Consider the following 16056-nt stretch of genomic DNA (forward strand, 5'->3'; position numbering starts at 1 on the left):
ATGAGATTAAATCAGAAGTCAATTTTTATACCTTTAATTCTATTTTTTTTAACCTATATACTGGTTTATATTTCATTATTTGTTATTAAAAACCCAGATCAATATAATTATTTAATTATCATGAATTCGAGCACTGAATTCTCTTTAGGTATAGAGCCAACAGTTTACTTTTTTTCGAAAATTTCAAAGTATATTGGTAGTTTGCTATTTATTGATCCTTTGATAGTTTTTTATTCAATCTATGTTTTTTTTATTCAACTATTTTTATTATTTTCTTTTTTAAATTTTTTTAAAAATTCATATAGAAAGTCAACACTTTTACTTTTTTTTTGGTTGATAACATATGGGGTGATGCATTGCTTGATTCAAATCAGATTTGGGTTAGCAAGTAGCATCTTTGTTTACATGTATAGTATTTTTTACTTAAGCCCAATAGGAGCAAAAAGAATAATTTTCAAACTTACACCTATAAGCTTTTTAGCAATTTTTTCACATTATTCAAGTATTTTTTCAGTATTTTCTTTGTTATTTATTTGGCTCAGAAAGAGTGTTCAAGGTATTAGTAGTGGGAAAATTGTTCATATTACTTTCATTCTTATTTTACTAATGTTTAAATTTGGTTCAATATTTAATTTTCTTCCTGAGTTCTTAATGTCTAGAATAGGAGTTTATATTAATAATAGCGAATATGATGAGGTATCTAATATTGCTAGATTTATATCTTTTATTTGCTATATACTTTTAATTCTTTCCCCTAAATTAGAATCAGAGAGATTAAATGATCTGAGAATTTACGGTGCATTAGGATTTATTTCATATTTTATTATACCTGAGTTAGAGATTTTGGTAAGATTAGGTATACCATTTCAATACCTTTTATTACCCTATTTGATTTTAACTTTGAAATTTAAAAAGGTGCTATACTTCTCGACATTACCATTAAGTGTATTTTTTTCTTATAAAATATACTCTAGTATAAATGCATTTTTAGGATATTTAAATTAATATTTATTTTGTAAAGTAGATTATTATGACCATATATTTTTTAACAAATGGTATCCACCGAATGGGTGGAACTGAAAGGGTAATATTGCAGTTAACTACAATATTAAAAAACGTAGTTATTGTGGTTCCGGGTACAACAAGTGTGGCTTTCGATGGTTATGAAAATTTAAATATTAGATCTTTAGGTATTTCAGATTTTCCTGTTTCTGGTAAATTCAATAAAGTATCTCATCGGATGAAATACTATCAAGCTTTAAGAAAAAATATTAAACTTACTTCGGAGGATTTTTTAGTAACATTTTCTTATGACTTAAACCTACTAAATATTATTCTTTCAAAGAAATATGGTTATAATCCAATTGTTTGTGAACACATTGAATATAATTACCATAATGGGATAAGAAACTTAATTAGAAAATTTTTTTATAATCAATCAGGTGTAAAATTAGTTTGTTTAACAAAAACTGATGAAATAAAATTTAAAAAAGATGGTATAAATACTGTTGTTATACCCAATTTTATTTTTCCAGTTGAAAATGAGTATAAAGAAAATACTAAAAAAATTATTGCAGTAGGACGACTTGAGTATCAAAAAAATTTCAAATTTTTAGTTGAAGCTTTTAAACTTTCAACGGTTTACGAGGATGGATGGACTTTAGAAATAATTGGTGAAGGTTCTGAATATCACTCAATTATTGAAGCAATAAATCTGTACAGTTTAAATAATTATGTTAAAATACATAAATTTTCAAAAGATATTGAAAATTATTATAGAAACTCTTCTTTATTATGTATGACAAGTAGGTTTGAGGCATTCCCTATGGTGTTATTGGAAGGGATGAACTTTGGTTTGCCTGTTTTAGTTAGTGACTTTCCAACTGGTGCGAAAGAGATTCTTGGAACAGAAAACTCTCAAATTGTTTCTGAATATAGTATCGATGCTTATGCAATTCATTTAAAAGCAATATGTTCTGATGTGGTTTTGCGTAAAAATTTTTCTACCAACAATTTAAAGTTAATAAAGAATTATCATCCTGAAAAAATAGAAAAACTATGGCTGGAATTGTTTCTAAACGATTGATTTTTTTTAATATGATGGAAATTTAATTTTTATGAAAATTGCTCATGTACAAGTTAAACCTATTTTATCCGGTGCTCAACAGATTTCATATGATATCCTTTCTTCTTTGAAAGGTGAAGGCCATCAGTTATATATTATATGTTCTGAATTTGATGAGAATAGTGATGATTTCATTAAAAAATTTGGAGCTATTGATGTTGAAATTATTACAATAGGATCATTAAAAAGAGAGTTAGGAGTGCATGATTTTAAGGTAATGTTTGATTTATATGATATTTTTAAAAAGCATAAATTTGATATTATTCATACAAACTCAACAAAACCTGGAATTTTTGCAAGAATTGCAGCGCGTTTAGCAAATACTAAAAAAATTATTCATACTGTGCATGGTATTGCTTTTCATAAAGAAGTAAATTTTTTTGTAAGACTTGCATATTATTTTGCTGAAAATTTGTCAACCTTATTTGGACATTATAATTTATCTGTTAATAAATTTTATAAAAAGTACTATCCCTTAGTAAAAACAGAAACTGTTTATAATGGCTGTGATTATAGAGGTTTATCCCCTTTATCAAAGAAAAATAATGATAAAATTCATTTTGCTTTTTTAGGAAGATTGGATATACAGAAAAACCCTTTAGAATTTATTGAAGCAATTTATTTATTATCACATAAAATTGATATTAGTTTATATAGGTTTACAATTGCTGGTGATGGAGAGCTAAAGCAACCTTGCGAAAATATGATAAAAAAATATGGTTTAGAAGATAGTATCAATATGTATGGTTGGGTCTATGATAAGAGCAAATTCCTTAATACGATTGATGTCTTATGCCAGCCTTCTTTATGGGAAGCTTTTGGATTAGTTTTTTGTGAAGCCGCATACTTTAAAATACCTGCAATCGCAAAAAAAGTTGAAGGTATTCCCGAGGTTGTTTTAGATAACAAAACAGGCTTATTGTATGATGATGGTGCAGAATTTCTTATGCAAAAAATGCTTTTTCTGATTAATAACTCAGATATAATAAAAGATTTAGGTAATTGTGCTTATGAGCATGTAACAACTAATTTTACTATTGAAAATATGACTTCAGAGTATAAGAAATATTATTTTCGTAAATAATTTTATCTATTATGCATTTTTTATTGAATATTGTTTATAAGTAGTTGATAATATTTAAATGAGTTGAAATAGAAAAATTTAATTAAGACTTTATTTAATCATTTGTTTTATTAGGTTTTTTTGTTTTATATACAAAAAACATGCTTGTAAATATTGAGCTTAGAATATACAGATGAAAAGACTAGTTGATATTATTATTGCATCAATAGCACTTTTGTTACTGTTGCCTATTTTCCTTTTAGTGGCATATAAAGTACGTAAAAATCTAGGTTCTCCTATCTTTTTTTATCAAGAGCGCCCAGGAAAAGACTGTAAACAGTTTAGAATGATTAAATTCCGTTCTATGAAAAATGCTTTTGATAAAGATGGTCAGCCCTTACCTGATGATCAGCGTATTACGCCTTTTGGGAAAAAGCTGCGTTCAACAAGTTTAGATGAAATGCCGCAGTTAATTAATGTCCTTAAAGGCGATATGAGTATTGTTGGACCTCGCCCGCAGCTTTCTGAATTTGTGGAACATTATACTCCACATCAATTGCGTCGCCATAATGTTAAACCTGGTATGACAGGTCTTGCCCAAGTGAGCGGACGTAATAATCTTTCTTGGGAGGAAAAATTTGATTTAGATGTACAGTATGTTGAAAAACAATCAACTTTTCTTGATTTTAAAATTATGTTTAAAACAGTAGAAGTGATGTTAAAAAAAGAAGGTATTGACTCGCCAGATCAAGCTGTCGGAGCAAGCCGTTTTTCAGGTTCAGATACAACTGATACCAAATCGACCAATCATTAATAGTGTTAAAGTAAATCATGATCAAAAAAGCCATTCTTCCTGTTGCTGGATTAGGGACACGTTTTTTACCTGCAAGCAAATCTATTCCTAAAGAAATGGTGACTGTTGTAGATCGTCCTGCAATTGAATATGTTGTTAAAGAAGCTGTAGCTGCTGGAATTGAACAAATTATTTTAGTGACACACTCATCAAAAGCGTCTATAGAAAATTATTTTGATCGTAATTTTGAGCTCGAAACAACCTTAGAAAATAAGAAAAAAATTGATCTACTTAAAGAAATTACTGAAATTTTACCTAAACATATAAGTGTGGTCAGTGTACGTCAACCTCAACCATTGGGTTTAGGCCATGCTGTTTTATGTGCAAAATCTGTAATTGGAAATGATGACTTTGCTGTGTTATTGCCAGATGTTTTAGTCAAAGAAAAAAGTACAGAAAATGATTTAGCGCGAATGATTCATCGTTTTAATATATCTAAAGCATCGCAGATTATGGTAGAAGCTGTTCCTGATCATCTTGTGGATCAATATGGTATTGTAGATGTTGCATCTTCACCTGTTGAGGGTGAAAGTATCGTGATGAAAGGGATTGTCGAAAAGCCTGCTGTAGGTACAGCACCTTCAAATTTATCTGTGGTAGGTCGTTATGTACTGCCTGCTAAAATTATGCAATTATTAGAACAGACACCTAAAGGTGCAGGCAATGAAATCCAATTGACGGATGCGATCGCAGCTTTACAAAAATTAGAAAATGTCGAAGCCTATCGTATGAAAGGTCAGACTTTCGACTGTGGTAGTAAAATTGGTTATTTAAAAGCAGTATTGCATTATGGCGTGGAGCATCCTAAGTTGGGTGAAGAATTTAAACAGCTTATCAAAGAATTGAATTTATAATAATTGGATCTGATATGAATATTTGTGTATTTGGCACAACACTCCAAGCTGGCGTACTCGCTGGCTTGTTTGCTGAATATGGGCACCACGTGTATTGGTGTCCCCGAGTAGGCGCTGATGATCAATCCTCAGTACACTATCAAGATGAAGATTTAAATCAACTCATTCAAAAACAGATTAAAAATAATGCAATTCAATTGGTCGGGTTAAAACAACTTCAATTACAAAGTGAAGTTTTTTTATTTAGTTTTAATCCTTCTGAATTTGCTCAAGCCAAACACTTGGCTGAAGAATTAAAACGTTTTCCTATTATTCATCCAAGACTGATGATCAATGGTTCTACGTTCGGTTTACAAGGCACTGAAGAGTTTAAACAAATTTTAGTGGCTGATCATTGGGCTTATTTGCCTGATACCATTCAAGAAGGCAATGCGATTCAAAGTTTTATCGACCTGAAGCAGGTGATTGTTGGTGTAGATCAATCTGCGACACAGCAGATTATCAAAGAATTATTAAGACCTTTTTTTCAGTTAAAACATCAATATTTGTTTATGCCATTTTTAGATGCTGAATTTACCAAATTGAGTATTTCTGGCATGTTGGCAACACGCATCAGTTATATGAATGATATGGCGCAAGTCGCTGAAAAATTAAATATTGATATCCATAATGTTAAACAGGGGTTAGCATCTGATAGTCGAATTGGGGCATCATATTTATCTGCAGGTGTGGGTTTCGGTGGAGAAAATTTCTCCCATGATATTTTAACCTTAACAGGTACAGTGGCAGGATCAGGGATCAAAAGCCAATTGCTGGATCAGGTTTGGAATATCAATGAACAACAAAAAGAAATTTTATTTAGAAAACTCTGGAATTACTATCAAGGGCAGTTAATAGGTAAAGTTGTGGCGATTTGGGGAGCTTCTTTTAAAGAAAATACCTCGAGTATTGAGAATTCACCAATTCATGCCATGCTTGCAGCGCTTTGGGCGCAAGGCGCGATTGTAAAGTTACACGATCCACAAGCTTTAGAGCGGGTAGCAAATTTCTATGGCGAACGCGCTGATTTGATTTTATGTCATGATCAGTACCAAGCAGTAGAAAATGCACATGCATTGTGTTTATTGACGGCTTGGAAGCAATATTGGAGTCCTGATTATTCACAACTTTTACAGAAAATGGTACATCCTTTGATTCTCGATGGTCGTAATATGTTAGATCCAGATTTCGTCAAAGCACAAGGTTTTGCTTATCAGGGTGTAGGGCGAGTATGACAAAATCTATATTAGACAATGACCAAAGAGAGCAGCATTTAGCACGATTGCAAAATCTTTCTGTAGAACAACAGCAATTGCGTTTAACCGATTTATTTGAACAGGATCCACAGCGTTTTGACAAGTTCTCAGTACATTTTAATCAACTGAGTTTTGATTATAGTAAACATCGTATTGACCAAAATGCATGTGATGCCTTGTTTAAATTTGCAGATTTAAAACAATTAACACAATGGATCAAACGTTTATTTACCGAAGAATCGATCAATTATACGGAAGACCGAGCAGCAATGCATTGGGCACTGCGCTTACCGAAACATGATCAAGATTATCCTGAACTGGCTGAATTGGTACATCAACAATTAGATCGAATGTATCAGCTTGTTGACAAAGTCCATGCGGGACAATGTCGTGGTTCGACAGGTGAAGTGATTCAAGATGTGGTCAATATTGGGGTGGGTGGTTCTGATTTAGGACCATTGATGGTGAGTCATGCTTTATCAGACTATAAAGTCAGTACTGCTAAACCATTAAAAGTACATTTCGTTTCAACTATGGATGGTAGTCAGCTTTCTGATTTACTACATCAATTACGCCCTGAAACCACCTTATTTATTATTTCGTCCAAGTCTTTTGGAACCATTGATACTTTATCCAATGCTCAAACAGTTCGTCAGTGGTTAGAAAAAGATTTGGGTACGCAAAACAGTGTGATCCAACATCATTTTATTGGGGTTTCAACCAAGCCTGAGAAAATGACAGAATGGGGAATCGCAACAGAAAACCAGTTCTTACTTTGGGATTGGGTCGGTGGTCGTTACTCGTTGTGGTCATGTATTGGTTTACCAATTGCATTGCAGATTGGTGTTGATGGGTTTAAGCAATTGCTCGCAGGCGCTTATGCGATTGATCAGCATTTCCAAAAAGCCTCATTTGAACAGAATATTCCTGTATTGATGGGGTTACTTGGAGTCTGGAATAATAATTTTTTAAATATTCAGACCCATGCAGTATTGCCTTATGATGGTCGTCTAAAATATTTTGCTTCTTATTTACAGCAACTTGAGATGGAATCGAATGGAAAGTCGATTCAAAGAAATAATCAAAAAGTTGATTTAAACACCTGCCCAATTGTCTGGGGCGAAGTGGGCCCAAATGCGCAACATGCTTTTTATCAGCTCTTGCATCAAGGAACCCATGCAGTCAGTTGTGATTTTATTGCGCCAGTACAGCGTTATAATTCAAATCAATTTACCTATGCAGAAAGTGCAGAATCCTTAATTGAGCAGCATCATTTGGCTTTATCAAATTGCTTGGCCCAGTCGCGATTATTGGCTTTTGGTAACACAGCATTAAATGCCAATGAATTATCAGACCTACCCGTATATAAACAATATGAAGGCAATCAACCAAGCTCAACGCTATTGTTACAAGAACTAAGCCCTTATAGTTTAGGGATGCTGATTGCATTGTATGAACATAAAGTGTTTGTACAATCGGTTATTTGGAATATCAATCCATTTGATCAATGGGGGGTGGAAAAAGGCAAAGAAATTGCCAATCAATTACTCCCTATCCTCAATGGTAAAGAAAAAGACGTGTCTCAACTGGATGCTTCAACACAAGGCTTAATTAAGATCTTGTTGGGTAAAGAGTAGATATACTGGAAAAATTTATGGCAAATATTTTAGTAACAGGTGGTGCAGGTTATATTGGATCACATACTTGTGTGGAGCTACTTGAGGCTGGGCATGAGGTTGTTGTTCTAGATAATCTATCAAATAGCTCAGAAGAATCATTAAAACGTGTCCAAGAATTGACTGGAAAAACACTAAAATTTGTTCAAGGTGACATTCGTTATCAAAATGATTTAGATCAGGTTTTTTCAAACAATAAAATCGATGCTGTGATTCATTTTGCAGGTTTAAAAGCAGTGGGGGAAAGCCAACAAATTCCATTGACTTACTTTGATCATAATATTGCAGGATCAGTTCAGTTGGCACAAACGATGCAAAGAGCGGGTGTTTTTAATTTAGTTTTTAGTTCATCTGCAACAGTTTACGGAGAAAGCAATTCTTCCCCTTATCAGGAGGATATGCAACTAGGTCTACCGAATAATAATTATGGTCATACCAAGCTAATCGTTGAGCAATTATTGGAAAAACTATCAATTGCGGATAAGCACTGGTCGATTGCACTATTGCGTTATTTTAATCCTGTTGGTGCACATAAGAGCGGTCGTATTGGCGAAGATCCATTAGGTATTCCAAATAATCTTATGCCTTATTTGACCCAAGTCGCTGTAGGCCGTAGAGAAAAACTTTCTATTTTTGGAAATGATTACCCAACTCAAGATGGAACATGTGAAAGAGATTTTATTCATGTTGTTGATTTAGCAAAAGCACATGTTTTAGCTGTTGAAAATAGAATAAAAAGCCAAGGGTGTCGTGCTTGGAATATTGGGACTGGTCAGCCTATTTCAGTACTACAAATTAAGAGTACTTTTGAAAAAATAAATAATATCAGTATAAATTCAGAATTTGTAAGCCGACGAGCTGGTGATTTGCCGAGTTTTTATGCTAATGCATTGCGAGCTAATATAGAATTAGGTTGGACGCCAAAATATACTTTGGAAGATATGTTGGCAGACAGTTGGAATTGGCAAAAACAAAATCCAACAGGCTATCAAGCATAAATTTAACAGTAAAAAATAGGCGCATTAAGCGCCTATTTTTTATCGCCATTTAAAACTAACCCTGAATCAACTGAGTTAACTCATCTACATAGTCTTGCATTGGTTTTGGATTTTTATCTGCACGGCTTTCAATATTTAAGCGTAATAATGGCTCGGTATTTGATGCACGGACATTTAAACGCCATGCACCAAAATCAAGGCTAACACCATCTGTTTGATCAATTGCAGGGTTTAAATCAGCAAAATGATCGAAGATTTTTTGAATAGTTTTTTGCGTATCTTCAACTTTAAAGTTGATTTCACCACTACACGGGAAACGTTCAATCATCCCTTCGACCAGACTGGATAACGATTGTTGGGTTTCTGATACCACTAAAATCGCCAATAACCAAGGAATCATCCCGCTGTCACAGTAAGCAAAATCACGGAAATAGTGATGTGCACTCATCTCTCCGCCATAAGCTGCATTGTGTTCACGCATCACATCTTTGATAAAAGCATGTCCAGATTTAGATTGAACAGCAATGCCATTATATTGCTCAATGATATCCAGTGTGTTCCAGACTAAGCGAGGATCATGTACGATTTTTTCACCGGCTTGTTTTAACAAGAAGGCTTGAGCTAATAATCCGACTATATAATAGCCTTCAATAAATTGTCCTTTTTCGTCAAATAAGAAACAACGGTCAAAGTCACCATCCCAAGCAATTCCCATATCCGCATGGTGTATTAAAACTGCATTGCGGGTGCTATCTCGATTTTCCACTAAGATCGGATTAGGAATACCATTTGGGAAAGTACCATCTGGATGATTATGGATTTTAATAAATTCTACTGGGATATTGAGCGCTTTGAATTTTTCTTCGATTGCGTCAACAACATGACCCGCTGCACCATTGCCCGCATTCATCACCAGTTTAAGCGGGCGGATTTTGCTTGGATCAATATAGGTGAGTAGGTGTTCAATAAATTCAGGGAGGATATTATATTTTTGGGTTGAGCCTTTTTTTTCAACTTCAATGAACTGTTCCGATTCAGCCAATGATTGGATATCTTTTAGTCCTGTATCTGCACTGATTGGTCGAGCATTTTCACGAACCAATTTCATACCATTGTAATCCATCGGATTATGGCTTGCTGTGATTTCAATCCCACCCTGAACATCGAGATGAAAAGCAGCAAAGTAAACTTCTTCTGTTCCCGTCATGCCAAGATCAAGAACATCTACCCCAGCATCATTTAAACCACGAATCGTTGCTTGTTTTAACGCTTCGCTGGTTAAACGGATATCACAACCAATGACAACAGTTTTGGGTTGATAGATTTGACCATAAGCACGGCCTACTTTATAAGCGATTTCTTCATTTAGCTCTGTGCCAAGTTTGCCTCGAATATCATAGGCTTTGAAACAAGTCAGTTTATTCATGTTCATCTTTATATTGTTTAAGGTTGGCTGGTAGTGAAACATCATTTTAACCTTAAAGTGTATAAGAAATTATATTGGAAGATGTAAATTTAGTTTGAAGTACACAATTGACTACGTTTCTCTTGCATCAAGCTTATTTTTTAATAATGTATTGGATCATCAATGATAATTTGCACATTGTGGATTTACAGCTTTTGAGATGATCTATGTGAAATTTTATAATTCATGTGATAATAGTCACATTTTTTTCGCTGTTAGTATTTGAATTTAAAATATTTTATTAAAGAAATTTAACTTTAAAAAGTAAAAATAAGCATTTGATTAGATTTTATAATGTGTAGAATAGAAATGAGGTAGGGAAATAATTCAAAATAATTCAATACCGATAATTAAAAGCTTTTCTAGGTGCCATTCGCGAATGTTAATAGCAAAAAAGCCCACTATATTGTTAAAAAGTTTGAGTGCTGTGAGTTTATTGGTTCTATTGCAGAACAATGGTTATACACAAGAAACAAGCTACTTAAAAAATATCAAAGAAGGTGTGACAGGGTTTATAAAACCCAAGGATGATCAGTCATTTAGAACCGTCCAACTCAAGGATTTGACCGATTTTAAATATCAACCCGATGCACATATAGGCAATCAGAATCAACTCCCTGTTGTAAAGCCATATACTGGACAAAAGGCTTCGCTCAATAATTTATATTTAGAACAAGCGCAAACACAAACAACCCATGCGTATTCAAGCCAAGCAAAAATTTTAAGTCTTGAAGATGCGATTCAGATTGCAGTAAAAAGAAACCCCAATATTGCTCAAACGATTTCAACACTGGCAGGACAAAATGCCAATATTGATGTGGCAAAAGCGCAATATTACCCACAGTTAAAAGCGGGTATGAATACAGGTGATTTTACATCCAACGATAAAGGTCGCCAATTGTATTCAGTTGAAGCCAACCAACTGCTTTATGATTTTGGTAAAGTAAAATCCAGTGTCACCACGCAACAAAATAAATTGGCAGTTGAGCAAGCCAATGTATTAATCAGTATTGATGATATCTCGACCCAAACCGCACGAGATATTTTATCCTTACTGCGCTATCGCAATATTATCAAAATAGCGCAAGATCAATTTAATGGGGTTAGTCGTTTACATGAGATTGCACGCTTAAGAGCAGACGCAGGAATTAGTAGCAATGCCGATCCTGTGCAAGCACAAAGCTATGTTGAGTATGCACGTTCCTACTTAATTACTCAGCAAAATTTTTTAAAACAACAAGAACAAAAATTACGCACATTATTGGGTTTTGATGTGAGTCAAATGGATTTTAATATTCCTGATGAGTTTGTAAAACAGTCTGGTCTTTATGATGACCCTGAAATGAATACCATTCCTACAATGATCGCAGCAAAAGCAGAGATTGATGTTGCGCAGAGTCAGAAGAAGCAAACCCAATTGAGTGCTTATCCCACAATTTCATTGGTGGGATCAGTCAGTAAAGCATTGAATGGTCAAAATCCAAATACCGGTTTAGAAAATGATACCGATGGTTCTGTTGGCGTGCAGATGTCCAGTAATTTTTATCAAGGTGGTGCACTGGGATCTCAAGTCAAGGCTGCAAATTTTGCTGAACAGGCTGCACGTGCAAAGTTGAATGCAACTTACCTAGATATTATGGATCAAACACAAATTGCACGAGAAAGTATTGAAAACACGGATAAGCAAATTTGGGTTCTCTTGGATCGGGAAAGTTCAACAGCAAAAACCCGTGAGCTGTATGAAGAACAATATAAATTAGGCAAGCGTTCGATCTTAGATTTATTAAGTTCAGAACAATCCTATCAAAGTTCAAGAATAGAAAGGGAAGCGGCACGCTTTGATATCTATGACACGATCGCGGTGTATATCAAGGTAACTGGTAAAAGTAGAAATGCTTATCATTTAAATAACATTCAAATTCAGGGGTTTGAAGTTCAACCATGAATACAAAAACATTAAATTATCAACCCTGGTTACAAGCGATCATTACGGTTGCGCAGCATTATCGAATGCAACCTGCTGAAGAACAAATTCGTCTGCAACTGGATTGGAATAAATACACAAATATTGACGACATGTTGTCCATTATTACCCGTCAAGTGGGTTTGAATGTTCGCAAAGCAGACTTTAGCACGGATGTACTGAATCCATGGCGATTACCCGTTGTTGTTGAATTTAATAATGGTCAAGTTGCGGTTATCGAGAAAGTCGACAATGAGGGCAATGCAAGTTTACAGTTAAGTGGTGATCAAGGTCTTTCACAAACTTTTAATTTGCATGAACTTCAAGCCAATGCCAGTCGTGTTTATATTTTTCGACCAGAAACATCGATTCCCGATGCACGTGTTGATGAATATATCAAACCTTATGAAAAAAGCTGGTTTTGGGACATCGTTTTAAAAGATTGGAAACGTTATACCGACATCATGGTAGCTTCAATGATTGCCAATATTCTGGCATTGGCGACCATTATTTTCTCTATGCAAGTCTATGACCGAGTTGTGCCTTCTCAGTCTATTCCAACCTTGTGGGTGCTCGCAGGAGGGGTGTTGATTGCAGCTGTTTTTGAGTTTGTGTTGCGCATCGCACGGGTTTATTTGTCAGACATTATTGGTAAGCGTGCAGATCTCAAGATTTCAGACCGCGTCTTTGGTCATGCTTTGCGTATCCGAAATAAAGATCGCGCCCGTTCAACAGGTTCGTTTATTTCACAGATTCGTGAACTTGAAGGCGTTCGTGAATTGGTGACCTCAACAACGATCAGTGCAATTGCAGACTTACCGTTTTTCTTCCTGTTTTTAGCGATCTTCTGGATTATTGGGGGCAACATCTTTTGGGTGATGTTACTGGTTGTGCCATTGATGATTATTCCTGGCTTTTTGGTGCAGAAAAAGTTGGCTCAATTGGCCACTGAAGGGATGCGAGAGTCTGCGATTCGCAACGCGATTTTGGTCGAAGCAGTTCAAGGTATTGAGGATATTAAGTTATTACGTGCTGAAGCCAGATTTCAAAATCAATGGAATCACATGAATGAAGTGTCTGCTGATGTCAGTATGCGGCAACGTAAAATTGTGGGATGGTTAAATGCTTGGACACAAAAAATTCAAGGACTGACTTATGCAATTGTGGTTTTAGTGGGTTGTTTTGCGGTGATGAAAGGCGATATGACCACGGGGGCTTTGGTGGCATGTTCGATTTTATCTTCACGTATGCTTGCACCGATTTCACAAGTTACAGGTGTACTCGGTCGTTGGCAGCAAGCCAAAGTGGCTAAAAATGGTTTAGATGAGCTGATGCAAAAGCCGGTAGACCGTCCTGATCGGGCACAATTGATTCAGCGTAAAGTCCTCTCCGGTGATTATGATTTTAAAGGTGTGGTATTTAAATATACTGAAGATGATCCACGGCCAACTTTAGTCATTCCGCAGTTAAAAATCCATGCAGGTGAAAAAGTTGCAATTCTTGGGCGTAATGGGGCAGGGAAATCTAGCTTATTACAGCTACTTTCAGGAATGCAATTGCCGGTACAAGGCAAGATCAGTTTGGATGGTGTCGATCAATCTTTGCTTGATCCCGATGATATTCGTCGTGATATGGCATTACTAAATCAAAACGCGCATCTATTTTTGGAACCATTCGTGAAAATTTAACTTTGGGTGCACCATTGGCAAGCAATGATGAAATTATCCGTGCATTACAAATCACCAATGCTTTAGAAATCGTGGAACAAAAAAAGGAAGGTCTGGATCATATTATTCTTGAAGGGGGTGTGGGATTCTCTGGAGGACAGAAGCAAGCACTGTTACTCACACGATTATTGCTCCGAAATCCAAATATTGTGTTGTTGGATGAACCGACTGCTTCGATTGATGATGTTTCTGAAAAAGTATTGATACAGCATTTAAAAGAATGGTTAGGTCATCGGACTTTAGTGGTGGCGACGCATCGTCCTGCTGTTTTGCAACTTGTTGATCGTATTATCGTTGTGCATGAAGGTAAGATTATCAAAGATGGGCCGCGTGATGCCATTCTAAATCCTGCACAGCAAGCAAATGCAGGAGGGACTTCAACATGAGCCAAGAAAAAAATGACCAAAATATCACAGTTCAAGAGGCTGAATCTGCTCAAGTTGATCATGCATCCAATAATTTACATCGGCCAACCAATCCCTCTGCGTTAAAGTTCTCAGAACCACCGTTACCCAAATCCACATTTATTATTTGGATTGTTGCCTTCGGTCTGCTGGCTTTCTTGATTTGGGCCTGTGTATTCAAGTTGGAAGAAGTTTCTACAGGGACAGGTAAAGTTGTTCCTTCATCCAAAGAACAGACGATTCAATCTTTAGATGGTGGTGTGTTGACCAGCTTGGATGTTAAAGAGGGAGATATTATCCAAAAGGGGCAGACGCTTGCGCAAATAGACCCTACTCGATTCGAGTCACAAGTCGGTGAAAGCCAAATGAAATTACTTGCGACATTGGCTACAGCAGCACGTTTAGAGGCTGAGGTGAATGGTACCGCAATCAAGTTTCCAAAACAGGTTTTGGCCGTTCCTGCTTTGGTGAGAGAGGAAAGTGCATTATATACTTCGCGTCGCGCAAATTTGGATGAGTCGATTACTGGTTTAAAGCACGCATTGTCTTTGGTTCAAAATGAATTGCAAATGACACAACCTTTGGTGGCGAAAGGTGCTGCTTCTGAGGTTGAAGTCCTACGTTAAAACGAGATATCAATAATTTTGAAAATCAAATTAACGACAAGCGGAATGACTATTATGTAAAGTCACGTGAAGAATTGGCACGAGCCAATGCCGATATTCAATCATTACAGCAAGTTGTTGCTGGTCGTAATGATTCCGTGAAACGCTCTACTTTTAAAGCACCTGTACGTGGTGTGGTAAAAGAAATTGCGGTGACAACCATTGGTGGGGTTATTCCACAAAATGGTAAATTGATGACCATTGTACCGATTGATGAGCAATTATTGATTGAAGCGCGTATTTCGCCGCGAGATATTGCCTTTATTCATCCGGGTCAACCTGCATTGGTAAAAATCACGGCATATGATTATTCAATTTATGGTGGCTTAGAAGGGAAAGTAACGGTGATTTCTCCTGATACCATCCGCGATGAAGTTAAACAAGATCAGTTTTACTATCGAGTCTATATTCGGACCGATAAAGATAAATTGACCAATAAGGCAGGGAAATCTTTCTCAATAACGCCAGGTATGGTGGCAACGGTAGATATTCGTACTGGTCAAAAAACAATTATTGAATACTTATTGAAACCGTTTAATAAAGCCAAAGAAGCGTTAAGAGAGCGATAATTGCATCGTGTGGTGATTATTTTAAAAACCAATCTTCGGATTGGTTTTTTTGTGTTTTTATAGTTTTGTGATCAACACGCTGATTGAGTGAATATTGTCTCTAGTATGTAAGTATATGCTGATGATTTATAAACCAATAATGCAAAAAAAAGCCCCAATCTTTCGATCAGGGCTTTTTAAATTTGGAGCGGGAAAGGAGACTCGAACTCCCGACCCCAACCTTGGCAAGGTTATGCTCTACCAACTGAGCTATTCCCGCGGAGTCTGTCCAATTTTTTAAATAAAAAACTGAATAAAAAAATTTTGGAGCGGGAAAGGAGACTCGAACTCCCGACCCCAACCTTGGCAAGGTTATGCTCTACCAACTGAGCTATTCCCGCGGAGTCTGTCCAATTTTTT

The 16056-nt window shown here is 35.6% G+C and carries 10 protein-coding genes, 2 tRNA genes and 2 pseudogenes; 11 read left to right on the top strand and 3 right to left on the bottom strand.

Annotation, left to right across the window (positions count from 1 at the left end; translation table 11 throughout):
• From ACG916_RS16130 to galE, 8 genes are all read left to right on the top strand, one after another.
• Positions 1–1005: an EpsG family protein gene (locus ACG916_RS16130; RefSeq protein WP_419330545.1), complete on the top strand. Its 1005-nt coding sequence runs from the start codon at positions 1–3 to the stop codon at positions 1003–1005.
• Between the two features lie 61 nt (positions 1006–1066).
• A complete protein-coding gene (locus ACG916_RS16135) occupies positions 1067–2086 on the top strand; it encodes a glycosyltransferase (RefSeq protein ID WP_419330546.1) in 1020 nt (339 codons plus the stop codon).
• A gap of 31 nt (positions 2087–2117) precedes the next feature.
• Positions 2118–3209, top strand: coding sequence for a glycosyltransferase family 4 protein (locus ACG916_RS16140; RefSeq protein WP_419330547.1), 1092 nt, complete (start codon positions 2118–2120; stop codon positions 3207–3209).
• A 172-nt stretch (positions 3210–3381) separates the two neighbouring features.
• Positions 3382–4002 (top strand): sugar transferase, encoded by a 621-nt coding sequence (locus tag ACG916_RS16145; RefSeq protein WP_419330549.1) that lies wholly within the window; start codon positions 3382–3384, stop codon positions 4000–4002.
• A 17-nt stretch (positions 4003–4019) separates the two neighbouring features.
• Positions 4020–4895: a UTP--glucose-1-phosphate uridylyltransferase GalU gene (galU, locus tag ACG916_RS16150; RefSeq protein WP_419330551.1), complete on the top strand. Its 876-nt coding sequence runs from the start codon at positions 4020–4022 to the stop codon at positions 4893–4895.
• 14 nt (positions 4896–4909) lie between these two features.
• Positions 4910–6169, top strand: coding sequence for a UDP binding domain-containing protein (locus tag ACG916_RS16155; protein ID WP_419330552.1), 1260 nt, complete (start codon positions 4910–4912; stop codon positions 6167–6169).
• On the top strand, positions 6166–7827 hold the full coding sequence (pgi, locus tag ACG916_RS16160; protein ID WP_419330553.1) for a glucose-6-phosphate isomerase: 1662 nt from the start codon (positions 6166–6168) through the stop codon (positions 7825–7827). The genes ACG916_RS16155 and pgi overlap by 4 nt, the downstream gene beginning before the upstream one ends.
• A gap of 17 nt (positions 7828–7844) precedes the next feature.
• Positions 7845–8864: a UDP-glucose 4-epimerase GalE gene (gene galE, locus ACG916_RS16165; protein ID WP_419330555.1), complete on the top strand. Its 1020-nt coding sequence runs from the start codon at positions 7845–7847 to the stop codon at positions 8862–8864.
• Between the two features lie 55 nt (positions 8865–8919).
• Here galE and ACG916_RS16170 read toward each other — a convergent pair whose 3' ends face one another.
• Complete coding sequence (locus ACG916_RS16170; RefSeq protein WP_419330557.1) at positions 8920–10290, bottom strand: phosphohexomutase domain-containing protein; 1371 nt, start codon at positions 10288–10290, stop codon at positions 8920–8922.
• A 418-nt stretch (positions 10291–10708) separates the two neighbouring features.
• Between ACG916_RS16170 and ACG916_RS16175 the strand changes: the two genes are divergently transcribed.
• The 3 genes and pseudogenes from ACG916_RS16175 (at position 10709) to ACG916_RS16185 (ending at position 15657) form a co-directional block, all read left to right on the top strand.
• Positions 10709–12274 carry a TolC family protein gene (locus ACG916_RS16175; protein WP_419330559.1) on the top strand — a complete coding sequence of 522 codons (1566 nt, stop codon included), beginning with the start codon at positions 10709–10711 and terminating at the stop codon, positions 12272–12274.
• Positions 12271–14405: pseudogene (locus ACG916_RS16180) on the top strand (type I secretion system permease/ATPase). Before ACG916_RS16175 ends, ACG916_RS16180 begins: the two are co-directional and overlap by 4 nt.
• Positions 14402–15657 (top strand): annotated as a pseudogene (locus ACG916_RS16185) (HlyD family type I secretion periplasmic adaptor subunit). Before ACG916_RS16180 ends, ACG916_RS16185 begins: the two co-directional pseudogenes overlap by 4 nt.
• Before the next feature lie 183 nt (positions 15658–15840).
• Here the strand turns inward: ACG916_RS16185 and ACG916_RS16190 are convergent.
• Together ACG916_RS16190 and ACG916_RS16195 are read right to left on the bottom strand one after the other, a co-directional pair.
• Positions 15841–15916 (bottom strand) — tRNA-Gly (locus tag ACG916_RS16190).
• A 45-nt stretch (positions 15917–15961) separates the two neighbouring features.
• Positions 15962–16037 (bottom strand) — tRNA-Gly (locus tag ACG916_RS16195).
• Between the last annotated feature and the right edge of the window lie 19 nt (positions 16038–16056).

This window comes from Acinetobacter legionensis (genome assembly GCF_048552295.1).
Classification (GTDB): domain Bacteria; phylum Pseudomonadota; class Gammaproteobacteria; order Pseudomonadales; family Moraxellaceae; genus Acinetobacter.

What these genes read in the sequence shown, in the direction of transcription:
- ACG916_RS16155 (WP_419330552.1), top strand. Translation starts at nt 4,910, where the DNA reads ATGAATATTTGTGTATTTGGCACAACACTCCAAGCTGGCGTACTCGCT.
- pgi (WP_419330553.1), top strand. Translation starts at nt 6,166, where the DNA reads ATGACAAAATCTATATTAGACAATGACCAAAGAGAGCAGCATTTAGCA.
- ACG916_RS16170 (WP_419330557.1), bottom strand. Translation starts at nt 10,290, where the DNA reads ATGAATAAACTGACTTGTTTCAAAGCCTATGATATTCGAGGCAAACTT.
- ACG916_RS16175 (WP_419330559.1), top strand. Translation starts at nt 10,709, where the DNA reads ATGTTAATAGCAAAAAAGCCCACTATATTGTTAAAAAGTTTGAGTGCT.
- ACG916_RS16135 (WP_419330546.1), top strand. Translation starts at nt 1,067, where the DNA reads ATGGGTGGAACTGAAAGGGTAATATTGCAGTTAACTACAATATTAAAA.
- galE (WP_419330555.1), top strand. Translation starts at nt 7,845, where the DNA reads ATGGCAAATATTTTAGTAACAGGTGGTGCAGGTTATATTGGATCACAT.
- galU (WP_419330551.1), top strand. Translation starts at nt 4,020, where the DNA reads ATGATCAAAAAAGCCATTCTTCCTGTTGCTGGATTAGGGACACGTTTT.
- ACG916_RS16130 (WP_419330545.1), top strand. Translation starts at nt 1, where the DNA reads ATGAGATTAAATCAGAAGTCAATTTTTATACCTTTAATTCTATTTTTT.
- ACG916_RS16140 (WP_419330547.1), top strand. Translation starts at nt 2,118, where the DNA reads ATGAAAATTGCTCATGTACAAGTTAAACCTATTTTATCCGGTGCTCAA.
- ACG916_RS16145 (WP_419330549.1), top strand. Translation starts at nt 3,382, where the DNA reads ATGAAAAGACTAGTTGATATTATTATTGCATCAATAGCACTTTTGTTA.